Annotated in this window: 13 protein-coding genes; 4 read left to right on the forward strand and 9 right to left on the reverse strand. The window is 44.0% G+C overall.

Features of this window, described 5'->3' with window-relative positions; genetic code table 11:
* Positions 1 to 46 precede the first annotated feature (46 nt).
* Both glcD and A6749_RS08220 read left to right on the forward strand, forming a co-directional pair.
* Positions 47 to 1,459 carry a glycolate oxidase subunit GlcD gene (gene glcD / locus A6749_RS08215; protein ID WP_066387864.1) on the forward strand — a complete coding sequence of 471 codons (1,413 nt, stop codon included), beginning with the start codon at positions 47 to 49 and terminating at the stop codon, positions 1,457 to 1,459.
* On the forward strand, positions 1,456 to 2,781 hold the full coding sequence (locus A6749_RS08220) for a (Fe-S)-binding protein (RefSeq protein ID WP_066387867.1): 1,326 nt from the start codon (positions 1,456 to 1,458) through the stop codon (positions 2,779 to 2,781). Before glcD ends, A6749_RS08220 begins: the two co-directional genes overlap by 4 nt.
* A 473-nt stretch (positions 2,782 to 3,254) precedes the next feature.
* Here A6749_RS08220 and A6749_RS08225 read toward each other — a convergent pair whose 3' ends face one another.
* The 5 genes from A6749_RS08225 to A6749_RS08245 all read right to left on the reverse strand — a co-directional run bounded on the left by A6749_RS08225 (position 3,255) and on the right by A6749_RS08245 (position 8,982).
* On the reverse strand, positions 3,255 to 3,440 hold the full coding sequence (locus A6749_RS08225) for a hypothetical protein (RefSeq protein WP_180321123.1): 186 nt from the start codon (positions 3,438 to 3,440) through the stop codon (positions 3,255 to 3,257).
* A 284-nt stretch (positions 3,441 to 3,724) separates the two neighbouring features.
* On the reverse strand, positions 3,725 to 4,516 hold the full coding sequence (locus A6749_RS08230; RefSeq protein WP_066387873.1) for a MurR/RpiR family transcriptional regulator: 792 nt from the start codon (positions 4,514 to 4,516) through the stop codon (positions 3,725 to 3,727).
* Between the two features lie 35 nt (positions 4,517 to 4,551).
* Positions 4,552 to 5,232, reverse strand: coding sequence for an N-acetylmannosamine-6-phosphate 2-epimerase (locus A6749_RS08235; RefSeq protein WP_066387874.1), 681 nt, complete (start codon positions 5,230 to 5,232; stop codon positions 4,552 to 4,554).
* A gap of 1 nt (position 5,233) precedes the next feature.
* Positions 5,234 to 6,769 (reverse strand): glucose-specific PTS transporter subunit IIBC, encoded by a 1,536-nt coding sequence (gene ptsG / locus A6749_RS08240; RefSeq protein ID WP_066387877.1) that lies wholly within the window; start codon positions 6,767 to 6,769, stop codon positions 5,234 to 5,236.
* 176 nt (positions 6,770 to 6,945) lie between these two features.
* Positions 6,946 to 8,982 (reverse strand): GW dipeptide domain-containing protein, encoded by a 2,037-nt coding sequence (locus tag A6749_RS08245; RefSeq protein WP_066387879.1) that lies wholly within the window; start codon positions 8,980 to 8,982, stop codon positions 6,946 to 6,948.
* A gap of 245 nt (positions 8,983 to 9,227) precedes the next feature.
* Here A6749_RS08245 and A6749_RS08250 point away from each other — a divergent pair, with 245 nt between their 5' ends.
* Positions 9,228 to 9,506 carry an excalibur calcium-binding domain-containing protein gene (locus A6749_RS08250; RefSeq protein WP_066400882.1) on the forward strand — a complete coding sequence of 93 codons (279 nt, stop codon included), beginning with the start codon at positions 9,228 to 9,230 and terminating at the stop codon, positions 9,504 to 9,506.
* 417 nt (positions 9,507 to 9,923) lie between these two features.
* Entirely contained in the window at positions 9,924 to 13,463 is a 3,540-nt protein-coding gene (locus tag A6749_RS08260) for a bifunctional 2',3'-cyclic-nucleotide 2'-phosphodiesterase/3'-nucleotidase (protein WP_066387886.1), read from the forward strand.
* Positions 13,464 to 13,635: 172 nt separating this feature from the next.
* Here A6749_RS08260 and galE read toward each other — a convergent pair whose 3' ends face one another.
* The 4 genes from galE to lacD all read right to left on the reverse strand — a co-directional run bounded on the left by galE (position 13,636) and on the right by lacD (position 17,949).
* On the reverse strand, positions 13,636 to 14,643 hold the full coding sequence (galE, locus tag A6749_RS08265; RefSeq protein ID WP_066387889.1) for a UDP-glucose 4-epimerase GalE: 1,008 nt from the start codon (positions 14,641 to 14,643) through the stop codon (positions 13,636 to 13,638).
* 185 nt (positions 14,644 to 14,828) lie between these two features.
* The gene (locus tag A6749_RS08270) at positions 14,829 to 15,674 is read right to left on the reverse strand and encodes a VOC family protein (RefSeq protein ID WP_066400883.1); all 846 of its coding nucleotides are present in this window, start codon (positions 15,672 to 15,674) and stop codon (positions 14,829 to 14,831) included.
* Positions 15,675 to 15,987: 313 nt separating this feature from the next.
* Complete coding sequence (locus tag A6749_RS08275) at positions 15,988 to 16,719, reverse strand: GntR family transcriptional regulator (RefSeq protein ID WP_066387893.1); 732 nt, start codon at positions 16,717 to 16,719, stop codon at positions 15,988 to 15,990.
* Positions 16,720 to 16,932: 213 nt separating this feature from the next.
* On the reverse strand, positions 16,933 to 17,949 hold the full coding sequence (gene lacD, locus A6749_RS08280; RefSeq protein ID WP_066387895.1) for a tagatose-bisphosphate aldolase: 1,017 nt from the start codon (positions 17,947 to 17,949) through the stop codon (positions 16,933 to 16,935).
* Positions 17,950 to 17,958: the final 9 nt, after the last annotated feature.

The following is a 17,958-nucleotide window of genomic DNA, read 5'->3' on the forward strand; positions in this document are numbered from 1 at the left end:
TTTTTATACTTAAAATAGCTATTAATCTATGGATGGGGGAAATAGGATGCTCTCACATGAAGTAAAAGAAAAGCTGATTGCGATCGTAACGAAAAATAATTTTGAGGACTCGAAAACAGAGCGGCTTGTCTATTCTTATGATGCGACGCCAAATTTTCAGTCGCTTCCGGATGCAGTCATCAGCCCGCGAAATACGCAAGAAGTTGCGGAAGTTTTAAAGGTTTGCAATGAATATAAGATACCAATCGTGCCGCGCGGTTCGGGCACCAACCTTTGTGCCGGTACTTGCCCGACAGAGGGTGGAATTGTTCTTCTTTTTAAACACATGAACAAAATCCTGGAGATTGATGAGGAAAACTTGACTGTTACCGTCCAGCCGGGCGTGATTACCCTTGATATGACCAACGCCGTTGAGGAGCGGGGATTGTTTTATCCGCCCGACCCTAGCTCGATGAAAATCTCGACTATTGGCGGCAATATCAATGAAAATTCCGGCGGGTTGCGCGGACTGAAATATGGAGTTACCCGCGACTACGTGATTGCGCTAGAGGTTGTGATGCCGAATGGGGATATCATGAGAACTGGCGGCAAGCTTGCCAAGGATGTAGCCGGCTACGATTTAACCCGGCTGATGGTCGGCTCAGAAGGAACGCTTGGCATCATCACGGAAGCCACCTTAAAGCTGATTCCGATGCCGGAAACGAAAAAAACGATGCTGGCGCTGTATCAAGATCTATCAGCCGCGGCCCGGTCGGTTTCGAAAATCATTGCGAATAAAATCATTCCAGCCACGCTCGAATTTTTAGACCAGCCGACATTAAAAGTGGTCGAGGATTTTGCGCAAATTGGGCTCCCGACAGATGTTCAGGCAGTTTTGTTAATCGAACAGGATGGTCCAGCAGAAGTGGTGGAACGGGATCTGAAAAAAATGGCGGAGATGTGCCGTGTGGAGCAAGCTGTTTCAATTCAGCTAGCAGCATCTGAAGAAGAAGCGGAAGCATTGCGTACTGCCCGCCGCGCCGCGTTATCGGCGATTGCCCGCTTAAAGCCGACGACCATTTTAGAGGATGCCACAGTGCCAAGATCGGAAATTGCCAATATGGTGCAGGCAATTAATGAAATCGCTGACAAATACAAGCTTGATATTTGTACCTTTGGCCATGCCGGAGATGGAAATCTCCATCCAACCTGTGCAACCGATGCCCGCAATCATGAAGAGATGGAGCGGGTGGAAAAAGCCTTTGCGGAGATTTTTGAAAAAGCAATTGACTTAGGCGGCACGATTACCGGCGAACACGGTGTCGGCGCGATGAAAGCGCCGTACCTTGAATGGAAGCTGAAAAAGGAAGGAATCGCTGTGATGAAGGCGATTAAGCTTGCCCTAGATCCAAATAACATTCTGAACCCGGGGAAAGTTTTTGCCAAAGACAGTAGGAAGCGCGTGGTGGTGAAAAGATGACAACGGTGAAGGAACAAGAAGTGATTCAACAGCAATTTAAAGAACGGATGGACGAGAATGAACTGCTCAACTGCATGCGCTGCGGCTTTTGCCTCCCCACCTGTCCGACTTATATTGAATCTGGCTTCAAGGAATCGCATTCACCGCGCGGCCGGATTGCGTTAATGAAGGCGGTTGTTGACGGAGTGATTGAGCCGGATGAAGATTTTGAACGCTCACTCGATTTATGCCTGGGCTGCCGGGCGTGTGAGCCAGTCTGCCCATCCGGTGTCAATTATGGGCACTTGCTCGAAGAAGCACGCGATATTATTAACCAGAATAAGCGGTTTTCTTTGCCGGTACGAGCGATTCGCGGGGCTGTTTTTCAAGGGTTATTCCCACATCCTGAACGGATGCGCCGAACAGTCGGACTGCTTGGCTTTTATCAGCGCTCCGGCCTGCAAACGATTGCACGGAAGATTGGCTTTCTTGGGCTGCTGCCGGATAGTTTAAAGATGATGGAAAAAGTGCTGCCGCAGGTGCCGATGATGAAGGAAATGAAAAATCGACCGGATCACTTGCCGGCAATCGGCCCCAAAGTTCATAAGGTAGCCTTTTTCAGCGGCTGTTTGATGGATACGATGTTTTTAAAAACAAATGACGCTACGATGAGGCTACTGCAATTGGCGGGTTGTGAGGTTGTTATACCGCCTGAACAGGTTTGCTGCGGGGCACTTCATGGTCACGGCGGTGAAAAAGCTACCGGCAAGGAGCTGGCGAAGCGGAATATCCAGGCGTTTGAAGATTTGGGTGTTGATTTTATTATCACGAACGCCGGTGGCTGCGGAGCGTTTTTAATTGAATATGACCATTTGCTGAAGGACGAACCAGAATGGTATGAGCGTGCGAAAGGCTTCGTTGCAAAAATAAAGGACATTTCCGAAGTGCTGGCAGCAGTTGATTTTCATAAAAAGGTGAAATTGGCGCTCCCGCCGCAGGTAATCACGTACCAGGATTCCTGCCATTTGCGAAATGTGATGAAAACCGCTTCGGCGCCGCGTGTACTGCTGCAGGCGATCGAAGGCGTAAAATATCAGGAAATGAAGGATGCAGACCGCTGCTGCGGATCCGCTGGGATTTACAATATAGTCGAATCGGAATCCTCGATGGTGATGCTCGATTATAAAATGACACAAGCGGTGGCGACACACGCGACCACGATTGTGACGGCGAACCCAGGATGCCTGCTTCAAATGCAGCTGGGCATTGAACGAGAAGGTTTGTCCTCTAAGATGCGGGGCGTGCATATTGTAGATTTGTTGATGGAAGCTGTGCAGGAATAGGTTTTTGCTTGGTAGACTATGATAAGATTTGCCCCATGGACATAAATCTATGGGGGCTTATTTTTGTTTTTTGGGTGCTAGGATAAATTTTCGCTAAATTGAAATGTGCCAAGGAAGTTCGCTAGGTTTTTAGTCTAATATGCAGCCTGAACACTTATTAAAGACAAAACCTGCTGCCTTTCCTATTAAATTGGCTTTAAGAGGGCTTTTTGAAGACAAAACCCGATGCTTTATCTATCAAATTGTCTTTAAAAGGGTTTATTGAAGACAAAACTAACAAGACTTCCATTAAGAATATCCCATAAATTTTTCTATAGGACACAACTCAACTTTTTCTCTAGTAAACTGTCCCATAAACACCTTCTATGGGACAAAACCACCCCAACCTCACGTAAAAATGTCCCATAGAGCCTTTCTATGGGACATTTTCGCTAGTTCAACAGCTAAATTTGTCTTTTAGAAAACCAAATTCGTTACCATCCATACCCGTGATGATGGTGCCAAGGGTGGTGGTATCCGTAACCACCGTATGGGTAGTGGTGGAACCCGCCGTACCCGTAAGGACCATAACCGCCAAACCCTCCTAATCCCCCGTAACCAAAGGGACCATAGCCGTAGCCCATCATCGGATAACCGAATCCGCCGTAAAATGGAGGCATACCGACACCTGCTTTCATTTATTTTTCTATACACCACAGACTATGTCATTGACCTAATAAATGAGCATTTCTATCCATAAAATGGGCAGGTGCCTTCCTCCAGCGAAAGCCCTCATAGCGGCGCGCAGGTCATCCGGATGTTCCACGCAGTAGCCGACTCCTCCGTACGCCTAGGCATATTTGGCAAAGTTCGGATTATGGAGGTCTCTTTTAGTAATAATTTCTCGAGATGAAAAAAGTGGTGTCAGGCATCATGTGAAAAATTCACATGGTGCCTGACACCACTATCGTTCTTTAATGGCTTCGATGGTTTTGAGGTACATTTTTTCTCTGTTTTGGTCGGCAAGGAAATGTAGGCTGATTCGGTCGATGAGGTATAGGGTGCTCATGTCTAGTCCGGTTAGGATGAAGTTGCTGCGCAGCGGGTGGACGGTCCATAAAACGGCATCTGCCAGTTCGGTCAACGGTGTTTCGCCAAACGCCGTAAAGGCAATCAGTTTCGCCCCTTGTTCTTTTCCCTTCCGTGCTGATTGCAGCAGGTCTTTCGTTTGACCGGAACGTGAAAAAGCTACGATTAAATCGCCCTCTTCCAATAGCGTGCTTCGTATAATCATCAAATGAGGGTCCGTCACCGCCTCGGAAACAAACCCCATCCGGCTTAACCGATAATTCAACTCCTGTGCAGCTAAACCTGAGCTCCCCAACCCGTAGATAAAAATTCTTTTCGCCTTTATCAGATGGGCAACCACGGTTTCAAACGGCTTTGGGTCTGTCAGCGATTGGACATCGGCCAGCATTTCTCGGTAAGTAGCAATCAGCTTTTGTTCAATCCCGTCGCCTTCTTTTACTTCAGAGCCGCCGGCGAGCTTCACCTTCATCTCTACAAAGTTCTGGCACGACACCTTCTTTGCAAACCGGGTGATAGTGCTGACTGACACCCCGGTTGCCTCCGCCAGCTCCTGAATGTGACTGCGTGAGGTCTCTTCCGGATTGGCCAAAATATAATCAGCGATATTTTTTTCCTTATCAGATAGAGAAGCATATATACTTTGGATCTCGTTTAACACTGAAGCCATGAAAAAACATCCTTTTTCGAAGAATACACAGCCTCCTATTTAGGAAGCTGTGCGGCAAAACGTGCCGTGATTTGCTGCGGTCTCGTAATCGCACCGCCAACTACAACAGAAGAAACACCTAGTTCAAAGGCCCTTTTCAGCATTTCTGGAGTCATGATATTTCCTTCCGCAATAACTGGAATGGATACCTGTTCCACGACATTTTTTAAAAAAGCAAAATCATCATCATATAGTTTATGACCATCTGTTTCTTTTGTATAGCCATAAAGAGTTGTGCCAACGCAATCGAAGCCGAGCTTTTCCGCTTGAACTGCCTCTTCCACTGTCGAAATGTCAGCCATCAGCTGGACATTTGGATCTTGACTACGGGCATAGGAAACAAGCTCCTCGATTGTAACCCCTTCTGGTCTCCTTCTCATTGTAGCATCCAGCGCAATCATTTCACAGCCGCTTTCCAAAAGCTCATCGATTTCTTGTTTGGTTGCTGTAATAAAAACTTCGCTGTCGTCATAATCGCGTTTCACAATACCAATGACCGGGAGCGTTACTTCTTTTTTGATTGCAATAATATCTTCTTTAGAATTGGCCCGAATTCCTGAGGCGCCGCCTTCCTTTGCTGCAAGCGCCATTTTTCCCATGATAAACGAGCTGTGCAGCGGCTCATGGTCTAGTGCCTGGCACGAAACCACGAGTCTGCCTTTAATTGTTTCAAGCATTCTATTCACCCACCAATTCTTCTACTTCGTTTTTAATAATCGTGACTTCTGGTCCGTAAATAACCTGAACCCCATTACCTTTTTTCACGATGCCTCTTGCACCTGTCTTTTTCAAAATATCATCATTTACTTGGCCGATATCACTTACCGTTACGCGCAGACGTGTTGCACAGCAGTCGACATTTTGCAGATTCGTTTTACCGCCAAGACCTTCGACAATCGCTTGAGCACGTTCTGTTTTATTCGTCACACTCACCACTGCCTCGCCAGCTTCTTCGCGGCCAGGTGTTTTGAAGTTGAACTTCTTAATCATGAACTTAAATGAGAAGTAATAAACGAAGAACCATGGAATACCAATGATTGGAACCATAATCCAGTTCGTTTTTGCATTGCCTTGTAAAATACCGAAGAGAATAAAATCAATAAATCCGCCTGAGAACGTTTGACCAATGGTAATTTGGAAAATATGCGCAAGCATGAACGCCATACCATCCAAGAATGCATGCAGGACATATAGCGCAGGCGCTACAAACAAGAATGAAAATTCAATTGGTTCGGTAATCCCTGTTAAGAAAGAAGTGAGCGCTGCTGATGCAAGCAAGCCGGCAACCTTCTTCTTGTTTTCTGGTTTTGCTGTGTGATACATCGCTAAGCAGGCACCGACTAAGCCGAACATCATTGTAATAAAACGCCCTGACATAAAGCGGGCAGTACCAATATAGAATTTATGTGTTTCCGGGTCAGCAAGCTGAGCGAAGAAAATTCGCTGTGTCCCTTCAACAAGCTTTCCATCGATTGTAAGGGCACCGCCTAGGCTCGTTGTCCAGAATGGCATATAGAAAATGTGGTGCAAACCGAATGGTCCAAGCATCCTTAGTACAAATCCGTATATAAATGTTCCAATATAACCGGTTGCTTCAACCAGACCGCCCATTTGAAAAATTCCTTTTTGAATGAACGGCCAAACAAAGAATACCGCTACACCAAGGAAAATAGCAGCAAATGATGCAATGATCGGAACAAATCGCGAACCGCTGAAAAACCCTAGGAACTGTGGCAGCTGCTTTTTGTTATAGCGATTATGCAGCCAGCTTGTCAGGATTCCGACAACTACACCGCCGAATACACCGGTTTCAAGCGTTTGAATACCAAGTGTCATCCCCTGTCCTGCAGCAGCTGGGTTATCGGTGTTCATTGTCCCAGTAATTGTCAGTAATGCTGAGATTGTAGAGTTCATGACTAGGAATGCCAAAACTCCAGCAAGACCTGCTGTTCCTTTGTCAGATTTTGCAAGCCCGACGGAAATACCAACAGCAAATAATAATGCTAGATTGGCGAATACCACTGAGCCGGCACTGGACATAATGGTAAATATATTTTGAAGCCAAGAAATATCTAAAAATGGATAGGCTTTAACCGTATTCGGGTTGGACAAAGCCCCGCCGATTCCGAGTAGTAAACCGGCAGCTGGAAGAACTGCAATTGGCAGCATGAACGATTTACCAAACTGTTGCGCTTTCTCGAAGAAACTACTCATCAAACTTACCTCCAATATGAAAATTATTTTCATGAGTAAGTATAAAAGAAAACGATTAAAAACGCAAGAAAGGGTTTGCAAAATTTAAGCTGGGTTTCGGATGTAAATTTTGGAAGTAGAAAAAAATTGGTGTCAGGCACTATGTGAAAATTTCACATAGTGCCTGACACCAAACGTTACTTTTTGATCCAAACTGTTTTTCCAGCGAGTGTTACTTGATACCAGTGAGTGGTGCCGACTTGGACGGTTTGCCTTGCGGTGAATTTGCGGTTTTTGTAGGATGCAAGGTTTCTGTAAACCACATCTTTGGTACCGCCCCATGGCTTGCTGTAGGCACTGCCTTTGCTGCTAAGCCGCATTGTTTTCGCTCGAAAACTGGTCACGGTATAGCGGTTGGAAGTTAAATCAGTGGATTTTACCCAGCCCACCATACCACTGCCATTTGAATTTTTACTCAGCCTGTAATAAGTTTGTCCTGACAGCTTTCCTTGCCTTTTTATATAATACACCTTATTTGTATAGGCAGATCCGGCCTTATAGGAAGAACCGGAACCAAGCGTTTTATAGATTTTAATGTTGCTGTTTTTAATAATGCCTAAACGGCTTGTCGTACTCTCCAACGTCTTCTTCACATGGCTTGAATGGATCCACACCGTTTTACCATTCAGACTGCCGCGATACCAGACGTCATTCCCGACCTTTTCCGTTAAATTAACCTTAAATTCTTTGTTTTTATATTTGGAAAGAGTCTTATAAATGGTATCTTTCCCACTTCCCCAAGGCTTGCTGTAGGAGCTGCCATTTCCAGTTAGATACATTAGTTTTGCCTTTTGATCCACACCCACATGTGTGTGGCTGGCCAAATCGGTAGATTTCACCCAGCCGATAACCCCTTTAACACTGCTTGGCTGGCTGCTTAACAAATAATATGCTGCCCCATTAAGCGTGGCTTGCTTTTTAATGTAAAAAACCTTATCGGTAGTAGCCGAACCAGCTTGAATGACTCCTTCTGGATTACCGATTGTTTTAAAAATTTTGACGCTGCCGTTTGAAATTCTCCCTAACCTGCTCGTAGTCCGCTCGACTTTGGCTTCTAGGTAAATAGATTGAATCCACACCGTTTTGCCATCCAAACTGCCGCGATACCAGACATTATTGCCGACCTTTTCAGTTTTATTAATCTTAAATTCTCTGTCTTTATAAATTGATAGAGAATTAATCACAACATCCTTTTTGGCACCCCAGGCGATACTATAAGCACTGCCTTTTCCGGTAAAATAAAGTGTCTTTACCCTTTGATCGACAGCTGCATTTGGATAGGAAATAATATCCCCGGCCTTTACCCAGCCGACTGTCCGGTTCCCATTTTCACCGCCAGTCTGATCACTTAGCAGATAATATAGTTGCCCTTCTACCAAAGCTAATTTTTTTATAAAAAACGTCTTGTTGATATTAGCTGTTCCGGCCTGCACGGCCCTTGAGCTGTCGTTGTAATTTTGAAAAATCGCGGCGCTGCTGCTGCGAACTTGTCCTAATCGGTTCGTATTAGCCTCCTTATCCGGCAGCTGTTGATATTTCATCATGACCAATTGGACAAATTGATTCCAGTTGTAATCCCACTTTTCAAAATAACCATGCGGATCCTTGTGGGTCGTGCTACCAAGAAAGTTCGTTACTGCCTTATGAGACCAGAGTGTGCCGGACCCTGTTTTTTCCGAATCAATTACCGGCAGGTTATAGTGGTAAAGCATAGATGCGATATATGCAGCATAATTGTTGATCGAGCGGGCAAACTGTTCAAATGTCTTCACTCTTACTAGTTCGATATGTACAAATCGCTGATTGGCTGCAGAGCCGGCTCCCCATGCCCCATAATTTGGCGAATGGATTTCAATGACCCGCGAATCATCGACAAAAGCATGAACAAAGGCTTTCCGGTAGTTCCGAGACATGTAGGAAATTTCGCCGTTGATTGTTGAGCTATTATTTGCCGTTTCGTGGGCAACAACTCCCTCTACCTCACCGATGCCATTCCGATAAGTTAACTTCGGAAAAAAACTTTTATAATTATACTCAACCTTTGCCGGAACCGAGTTCTCTTGCAGAATATAATCATTTACTGCTGTGCCAGTAGATTCCTCCGCACTCATTCTCGCCGGCAACGAAACCCCCGCCAGCAAAACCGTTAACACTAAGATGACTACCTTCTTCATTTTCCCTCTCCTGTAATAGTTTATTAGACTTATAGAGCCATTATACTATGACCAAGGAGCTAAGATTAAGAGAAAGTTTCGAAAAACTAAATACAATCTAAAATACTTGTTTGGTGTCAGGCACCATGTGAAAAATTCACATGGTGCCTGACACCAAACTATTTTTTTACATTATATATATTGAAAATATTGTAAACTCCTATTATGATATTGAGTGGAAATATGTTACAAAGGGGTATGGTATGATGAAGCGTTTATTGAAGGTTGTTTTGTCTTTCGGATTAGTTTTGGGGATTTCTTATGGGGCTGGTGGTTCTGCTCAGGTTGTTGATGCAAAGACGAAGATTGTAAAGTTTAAGAATTGCAAGGATATGAATAAGGTGTATAAAGGCGGTGTGGCTAAATCTTCTAAGGTGAAGAATAAAGGCGGGAAAACAAAATACAAGCCGTTTGTTTCCAAAGCACTTTATGATGCGAACAAAGCAAGAGACCGTGATAAAGACGGGATTGCTTGCGAACGGTAGACATTTTAATAAATGCAAAGAACTGTCCTTTTGTTTATGAAGGGCAGTTTTTTAGGTTTGGGGGATGGTATCCTTCATTCCTACTAATTTACATTCTTTTAATAAAAACTGACTCTAATATTTACATATCAATGCGATACTTTACAGAGTCGGTATTTTTACCCAAGACTTCCTTCACTTACAGAAGGATGGAGATTTTTTTATGATGGAGGTGGATGTCCTCAAATAAGAGAAAATTTTGTCAAAAAAAAGAAAAAAGAGAAAGAAAATCCCTTCATAAAGAACAAATTTATGAGTACCTTTTCCCAAGGTTTTTTCTATTAAGAATTACCTATTTTCTTTTATTCTTCTTTAGGGGGAAATCCGCTCTTTTTTATGCAGTAAAAAATATATTTTTACCAGGACGGTGAACCGGTTTTGAAGAAAAGACACTCCCGTAGTGCAAAGAAACTATTATCAGCATCATTAGCGGTCATTTTACTAGCTTCTCCTAGCTTATTACCACAATCAGCCAATGCCGCTAAAAAAGACCCACAATCAAAAGGAGCACCAACACCAGTAGTAGAGCTCCGTGTAATGGAAACAACGGATGTACATACGAATCTGCTAAACTATGACTATTTCAAGAATGCAGAATATTCAAAGGTTGGCCTGGCCAGCACGGCTTCGCTAGTGGACACTGCCCGTGCAGAAGCAGACAACAGCTTATTAGTCGATAACGGCGACCTTATACAAGGAACACCACTTGGTACTTACGTTGCAAAAATCGCCCCGATAAAGGACGGCGAGGTTCACCCAGTATTCAAAGCCATGAATCAAATGGGCTATGATATGGCAACATTGGGTAACCATGAATTTAACTATGGACTCGATTTTCTCGAAGAAGCCTATGATGACGCCAATTTTCCATATGTCAATGCAAACGTCTATGTAGATGACCACGATGACAATCCCGATAATGACCAAAATAAATTTACGCCTTATCGCATCATCAATAAAAAGGTCGTCGATGAACAAGGGAAAAATCACGTTATCAAAGTCGGATTTATCGGCTTCGTTCCGCCGCAAATTAACGAGTGGGACAAAGCTAATTTAGACGGAAAAGTCATCACCAAGAATATTGTCGAGACCGCTAAAAACTTCATTCCGCAAATGCGTGAGGAAGGCGCAGATGTGATCATTGCCATGGCGCACTCTGGCTTCAGCGGTAATAAAGACAATACGGAAGATGTCATTTACAGCCTAAGTGAAGTACCTGGAATTGACGCGATTACTTTCTCGCATACCCATAAAGTATTCCCAGCAAAAACGGAAAAAGATTTAGATGGTCTTTTTAAAGGGGCTGATGGGAAACCGCTTCCTGGTGTCGATAATGTAAAAGGAACCATCAACGGTGTTCCTGCCGTACAAGCAGGTTATGGCGGCGGCTCCCTAGGAATCATCGACCTTAATCTTGTAAAAATTAAAGGAAAATGGTCGGTTGCCGATTCACAATCATCTACACGCGAAATCTATGCTCCGACACAGGTGGAGCCGGTTCAATCGATTGTGGATGCCGTTAAAGCAGACCATGATGCCACCGTTAAATATGTAAATACGCCAATTGGCAAAACAACAGATGACATTTACAGCTATTTTTCCCTTGTGCAGGATGACCCTTCGATTCAAGTCGTTACAAATGCACAAAAATGGTATGTGGAAAAATACATTGCCCAAAGCAAGCCGGAATACAAAGATCTGCCAATCCTTTCTGTAGGTGCACCGTTTAAGGCTGGCCGTAACGGTGTAGCCGAGTACACGGAAATCCAAAAAGGCGACCTTACCATCCGCAGTGCAGGCGACCTATATTTATACGACAATACATTGAAGGCAATCAAGGTCAAAGGCTCGGTCGTCAAAGAGTGGATTGAAATGTCTGCTGGCAAGTTTAATACCATTGATCCGAATAAAACAGAAGAACAGCCCTTATTGAATCCGGTGTTCCCTGTTTATAACTTTGACGTGATTGATGGAGTGCAATATCAAATTGATGTGACCACTCCGGCGAAATATGATAAAGACGGGAAAGTAGTAAACCCTAATTCAAGTCGTGTCGTGAACTTAACATATAACGGTAAGCCTCTTAACCCTAATAAAGACTTTATCGTTGTGACCAACAACTACCGTGCTGGCGGCGGCGGTAACTTCCCTGGCGTAAAAGGCAGTGAACTGGTTGTCGACTCGGCCGATGAAAACCGGCAAATTTTAATGGATTATATTACAGAAATGAAAGAAATCACGCCAACTGCTGACAATAACTGGTCGATTGCGCCAATAGTCGGCGATGTAAATGTAACATTTACAACTTCACCAGTAGCGGAAAAGTATATTAAAGAAGGCAGCAACATTTCCTATACTGAAAAAACAGACAGCGCTGGTTTTGGGATTTTTAAATTAGACCTTGGCATTGACCCGGTAAAGGTGCAGCTCCTTGGTTTAAATGATTTACACGGCCAGCTTGATACCGATACAACAGTGACCGGCCGGCTTGCAGGAAGTATGGAGTATACTGCTGCAGCCGTAAAGCAGCGCGAGTCTACCAATGAAAATACATTACTTGTTCATTCTGGTGATATGATTGGCGGAAGCCCGCTTATCTCTGCCCTTTTTCAAGATGAGCCTACCGTTGAAGTAATGGAGGCAATGGGCTTGGATGTTGGGACCCTTGGAAATCATGAATTCGATGAAGGTATTGTGGAGCTGCGCCGAATGATTACTGGCGGTGAGCATCCAGACGGAAAAGGGACAAAGGGCTATGACGGAATGAATTTCCCAATTGTGGCAGCTAATGCTTTTGATAAATCAACAGGTGAATTAATCACAAAACCTTATGTGGTAAAAGAAGTTGGCGGTGTAAAAATTGGATTTATCGGAGTCATTACGCAGGAAACTCCTGAAATGATCGTCACAAAAGGGAATGAAAACCTTCAGATCACTGATGAAGCAGCCGCGATTAACAAATATACGGATGTATTAAAGGCACAAGGTATTAAAGCGATCATTGTGTTAGCACATAATCCGGCCGCGCAAACAGGTTATACGGATAAGTTCGATGCCTCTAGAATCGCAGAAAATATCGATGATGAAGTCGATGTCATTTTTGCAGGCCATAACCATGTTTACAATAATCGAGTAGTGGATAACAAGTTAATCGTCCAGGCCTATTCCTACGGCTCTGCTTTTTCAGATGTCGACCTTGAATTAAATCCCGTAACAGGAGATGTTTTGAAAAAGCAAGCGGAAATCGTCACGGTTTTTCAATCTGAATACATTCCGGATGCGGCGGTTTCAGAGATTATGAAAAAATATGAAGATTTAGTGGCACCAATAAAGGCCGAGATTGTAGGGGACAATTTAACAGCTCTTGAAAAAGCATATCCTTCAACTGACAGTCAGTTTGGTGACAACGGTCTTGGAAATTTAATTGCGGACGGTATGAAGGCTGCCATGAATTCTGATTTTGCGTTAATGAATGGCGGCGGTGTTCGAGCAAATCTTGCTGCAGGTGAAGTCACTTTTGGAGATTTGTTTGCAATCCAGCCATTCGGAAATGTATTAAATAAAGTGAACCTTAGCGGTGCGGATTTAAGAGAAGTATTAAACAACCAAATTACCGACCGCGGTCTCGATTTCCATATTGCTGGTTTCAAGTACACGTATACATTTGACCCTCTTGCGAAAACTGGAAAAGTGGTCGACATTTTCTTACCAGATGGCAGCAAAATCGACCCAGCGAAAGAATATTCTGTTGTCGTCAACAACTACATGTACGGCAATGCAAAATACGGCATCGGTACACTTTCAGACGGATTGGAAATTGGATCAGAAGATTTGCAGGCCACGTTGGAATTTGTTAAATCATTGCCACGACCATTCGAATACAAAGCGGAAGGCCGAATTGTGAAAGTAACGCCTTAATTTTTTGGTGTCAGGCACCACTCGTGGACAAATGTCCGCCTCAGGTGGACATTCACTAATAAACTGATGAAAAAATGCCCTTGCTTGTTTTACTGGATTTATTAAACACAAAAAAGACGGAGAGTAACTGCTCTCTCGTCTTTTTTGTGTTAATAATATGCTGGCCTTGTTGTTAATACCCTTCCGGATTATTCTTCTGCCAACGCCACGAATCACGGCACATTTCTTCAATTCCGCGTTCAGCCGTCCAGCCTAGCTCTTGTTTCGCTTTCGATGGGTCTGCATAACAGATGGCCACATCTCCTGGTCTTCTATCCACAATTTTATGAGGAATTTCAATACCGGAAGCTTTTTCAAATGCGGATACGATTTGTAATACGCTGTAGCCGGTTCCGGTTCCTAAATTGTAGGCCTCCACGCCGCTAACGGACATGATTTTTTCCAACGCCTTCAGATGGCCAATAGCCAAATCGACGACATGGATATAGTCTCTGACGCCAGTGCCATCAACGGTTGGGTAATCATTGCCGAACACTTGCAGCTGTTCAAGTTTCCCGACGGCTACCTGTGTAATAAACGGCATAAGGTTGTTTGGAATCCCGTTCGGATCCTCGCCAATCCGGCCGCTTTCATGTGCCCCGATTGGATTAAAATAACGAAGTAAAGCAATACTCCAGTCGTGATCGGCTACATATAAGTCACGTAAAATTTCCTCAATCATCAGCTTCGTCCGCCCATACGGATTTGTAGCGCTAAGCGGGAAATCCTCAGAAATCGGCACTCGCTCCGGCATGCCATAAACCGTAGCCGATGAACTGAACACAAGATTCTTCACGTTGTGTTTTTTCATGACCTCACAAAGAACCAGTGTGCCGGTAATATTATTATGATAATAATGGAGCGGAATGGACACCGACTCCCCTACTGCCTTCAAACCGGCAAAATGGATAACAGCTTCAATCGTATTCTTTGAAAAAATTTCATCAAGACCGTCGCGGTCAAGAAGATCAATATCATAATACGGAACTTCCTTGCCAGTAATCTCCTTCACCCGAGTTAACGACTCCGGTTTACTATTGGAGAAATTATCAACAACAATGATCTCATGACCGGCATTCAACAGCTCTACACACGTATGGCTGCCAATATACCCGGCACCCCCAGTAACTAAAATAGCCATAATTCAATTACTCCTTACTTTGAAATGAACTTAGTCTTATTTTAACATAAGTTTTTGATGCATGGGGACGGTTCTTGTGCTTCATTGATCGCACCGAACAAACGATAACACTCTGGGTCAGCCCTTAGGTACCTTGATTGACTACCCTATCTTTAAGTATAACCGGACATTTTACCTTCCACAAATCACACTAAAAGCCGAATCCGATTGCCTGACGGGTCGCTTGTTACAACGTAATCCGCTTCCGCTTGAACAGATGCGCCCAGCTGCTGCAGATTTTTCACAACAGCCTCTCTAACTTCAGCATCGGGATAAACAATTGTATACCAATTTAAGCCCACGCTGTTTTCAGCAGGCTGCTTTGCACCCGTTCCCTGCCAAGTGTTAATTGCGATGTGATGATGGTAACCGCCGGTAGACAGGAACACCGCTTGTGGATAATAGCTGACCACATTAAACCCAAGCCCTTTTGTATAAAATTCTTCCGCTTTTTGCAAATCTCCCACGTGAAGATGAATATGCCCCATGATGGTTCCAGCCGGAAGCCCGCGCCACTCAGCGTCGCTTTCGCCAAGAATCCCTTGTGCGTCAAGCTGTTCTGTTGCCATATCCACCAAGCTATTATTCCAGGTCCATTCCGAAGATGGCCGGTCACGATACACCTCGATTCCATTGCCATCAGGGTCGTTCAGATACAACGCCTCGCTCACATAATGGTCGGCTGCCCCAAGTGGATAACCGGTTTGAATCAGATGCCTTAAAAAGACAGATAAATCGGCACGGGTTGGCAATAAAATTGCAAAATGATATAAGCCCGAGGTACGCCCTTCTTTAGCTGTAACATTTTCCGGCTGTTCCAGGATCAACAGCGGTGTTTCGCCATCAGTCGTTAAAACCGCTTTCCGGTCAGATTTCTCCAGCACTTGAAGCCCGATTATATTCTGATAAAAATTAAGTGAATAATCCAGGTTTTTCACCTTTATATTAACCACACCAACAAAAACAGTCGGTTTTCGGTGGAAATGTTCCATCATGATATCCCTCTTTTCCGTTTCTACTATATAGTTATTTGTTTGATCACAAAAAGAAATGCATATATCTCGAATTAATAATATTTAATTTTGAGATGGTTGTAAAGCATGAGGCATAGGACGGTTCTTGTGCTCATATGGACTCCTTTCACGGAAGGGATTATACAAAAAAAAGCAGCGTTTCCCGCTATTTGAAAATTACTAACGGGATACGGTGCTTTAATTTTATGGCTGATAGGTAAATGTGATAACCGAGAAGCTTTCTCCCACGCAACATTATCAAATAATGCAGGAGAACCGTCCTTTCTTATCCTTACGTAAGTTCAGTATAAAAACGGCAGCGATCGCCACGGACAATTGATATACAAAACTCGACAGGCATGCCGCTGACGTCAAAAGCTGTTCGCTCAAGTAAAAGGGCCGGCTGACCTGCTTCCGTTTCAAGATATTCGCTTTCCTCGGCACGTATCAGAACCGGTTCAAAGGCTTCTTTTGCTCTGGTAACAACAATATTAAATTGTTGGGAAAATAAATCATATAATGAAATTTCACCAACCTGATTCAATTGCTTCGGATCCTGCACCACGCTTTTCGGAATGAACGACGATTCTAAAATATATGGTTCATTATTGGCACAACGGAGGCGTTTCATTTCAATGACCATTTCGTCCTCGCCGAGCTCCAGCGCCTCACGAATTTTTTCAGTTGGACTCACTTCTTCTATTTTTAGAATGACATCCTTTGGATTCAATCCTTTTTCCTTTAAAACCTTGCTAAAGCTGTAAAAGCCCATCAATGACTGCTGTAATTTAGGTTTAGCGACAAAGGTTCCTTTTCCTTGGACTCGGTATAGGATGCCTTCCTGAACAAGCTCCTCAATTGCCTTTTTTGAAGTATTGCGGCTCACACCAAATTGATCCATCAGTTGATTTTCTGACGGTATTTTATCACCTAGGGTCCAGCGTCCCGTCTCAATCGCTTCCTTGAGCCTTTCCTTCAATTGGTGATAAAGCGGAATCACACTTCCATGCTGCAATGGTTCCATAATTCAAAGCATCCTTTCCTGCCAAACTTCTTTTGCTGAAATTATATCATGAAAACCTATGACGTCAACCCAACAAGTAATATTGGACTGACACATAATATCTACACTTTTTGACCAAATATCTACACTATTCCGAAAAGCTGGTACAATTATAAAAGAAATTACAGCGAGCCTTAACGAATAAAAATAATGAGAACCGTCCCCAGTACAACACTAAACCAACGAAGCAGAAGAACCATCTCCATGCATCACTTTGTCAAACCATGGGCTGGCTGTTTGTTTCAAAACCTGGTTTAGTTCTTGGATGTTTTGAGTACCGGTGCCTTGCAGCCATGTGCGGGCGGCTTGTTCACCGTTATGGGCAAATGGGGCAACGCCGTCTTTCCAAGTGGCCCTTCCGCATAGGACACCGTTGAAAGTAGAGCCTGATTCTTTCGCAAAACGCAGCGTTTCTTGGAAAAGCTGCGCACTTACACCAGCGCTTAAGAAAATAAACGGAAGATGTGTCGCATCGCTTTGCTCTTTGAAATAGGCAGCCGCTTCCTCTTTGCTATAGGCGCTTTCTCCGTCTCCACAGCCGTCGACAAACTTCATATTTACCGGCACTTCTACCTTCAATACATCTACCTTATATTGCGGCTTGGAAAATTCCCGCATTGCCTCAATCACCTTGTGCGGCTTCACTTTTGCGTAATCCAGCCCCTTGACATCATCGTTGTTGGCATCATAGGTGACAATTTCAAGGAAAAACGGGATATCCTCTGCGGCACATTCAGATCCGACCCGCTCCATATAAACATGCTTAAACTCATTAATCTTTTCATCCTCGTCAACATCATAATACAGCAAAAATTTCACCGCATCCGCGCCAGCTTCCTTCAAGCGTCGGACCGACCATTCCTCCAGTAAATCCGGCAGGCGGCCAGCAGCATTGGCATCATAGCCTGTTTTTTCATAGGCAACCAATAATCCAGCCTCCGGGTGTCGTACTTTTGCCGCCGGCAGACCGTATTCTGGATCTAATAGAATCGAGGTGGCATATGGTGTTAACTCTTCGGAAACTAATTCTTTAAAACGGATAATCCCCTCGTCGCCAACCGTGTGAGACCCTCCTGCTGCAATCATTTTCTTTAAAGACCCGCGCTGGTCAATTGCTAACGCCCCGATAATTCCATTTTCATCCGATAAACGCTTCAAGGCTTCCTCTTTATTTTTCGTTAAATATAACATTATCAATCA

The sequence above is a fragment of the Neobacillus mesonae genome (genome assembly GCF_001636315.1).
Classification (GTDB): domain Bacteria; phylum Bacillota; class Bacilli; order Bacillales; family Cytobacillaceae; genus Neobacillus; species Neobacillus mesonae.

What these genes read in the sequence shown, in the direction of transcription:
- glcD (WP_066387864.1), top strand. Translation starts at nt 47, where the DNA reads ATGCTCTCACATGAAGTAAAAGAAAAGCTGATTGCGATCGTAACGAAA.
- A6749_RS08220 (WP_066387867.1), top strand. Translation starts at nt 1,456, where the DNA reads ATGACAACGGTGAAGGAACAAGAAGTGATTCAACAGCAATTTAAAGAA.
- A6749_RS08225 (WP_180321123.1), bottom strand. Translation starts at nt 3,440, where the DNA reads ATGCCTCCATTTTACGGCGGATTCGGTTATCCGATGATGGGCTACGGC.
- A6749_RS08230 (WP_066387873.1), bottom strand. Translation starts at nt 4,516, where the DNA reads ATGGCTTCAGTGTTAAACGAGATCCAAAGTATATATGCTTCTCTATCT.
- A6749_RS08235 (WP_066387874.1), bottom strand. Translation starts at nt 5,232, where the DNA reads ATGCTTGAAACAATTAAAGGCAGACTCGTGGTTTCGTGCCAGGCACTA.
- ptsG (WP_066387877.1), bottom strand. Translation starts at nt 6,769, where the DNA reads ATGAGTAGTTTCTTCGAGAAAGCGCAACAGTTTGGTAAATCGTTCATG.
- A6749_RS08245 (WP_066387879.1), bottom strand. Translation starts at nt 8,982, where the DNA reads ATGAAGAAGGTAGTCATCTTAGTGTTAACGGTTTTGCTGGCGGGGGTT.
- A6749_RS08250 (WP_066400882.1), top strand. Translation starts at nt 9,228, where the DNA reads ATGAAGCGTTTATTGAAGGTTGTTTTGTCTTTCGGATTAGTTTTGGGG.
- galE (WP_066387889.1), bottom strand. Translation starts at nt 14,643, where the DNA reads ATGGCTATTTTAGTTACTGGGGGTGCCGGGTATATTGGCAGCCATACG.
- A6749_RS08270 (WP_066400883.1), bottom strand. Translation starts at nt 15,674, where the DNA reads ATGGAACATTTCCACCGAAAACCGACTGTTTTTGTTGGTGTGGTTAAT.
- A6749_RS08275 (WP_066387893.1), bottom strand. Translation starts at nt 16,719, where the DNA reads ATGGAACCATTGCAGCATGGAAGTGTGATTCCGCTTTATCACCAATTG.
- lacD (WP_066387895.1), bottom strand. Translation starts at nt 17,949, where the DNA reads ATGTTATATTTAACGAAAAATAAAGAGGAAGCCTTGAAGCGTTTATCG.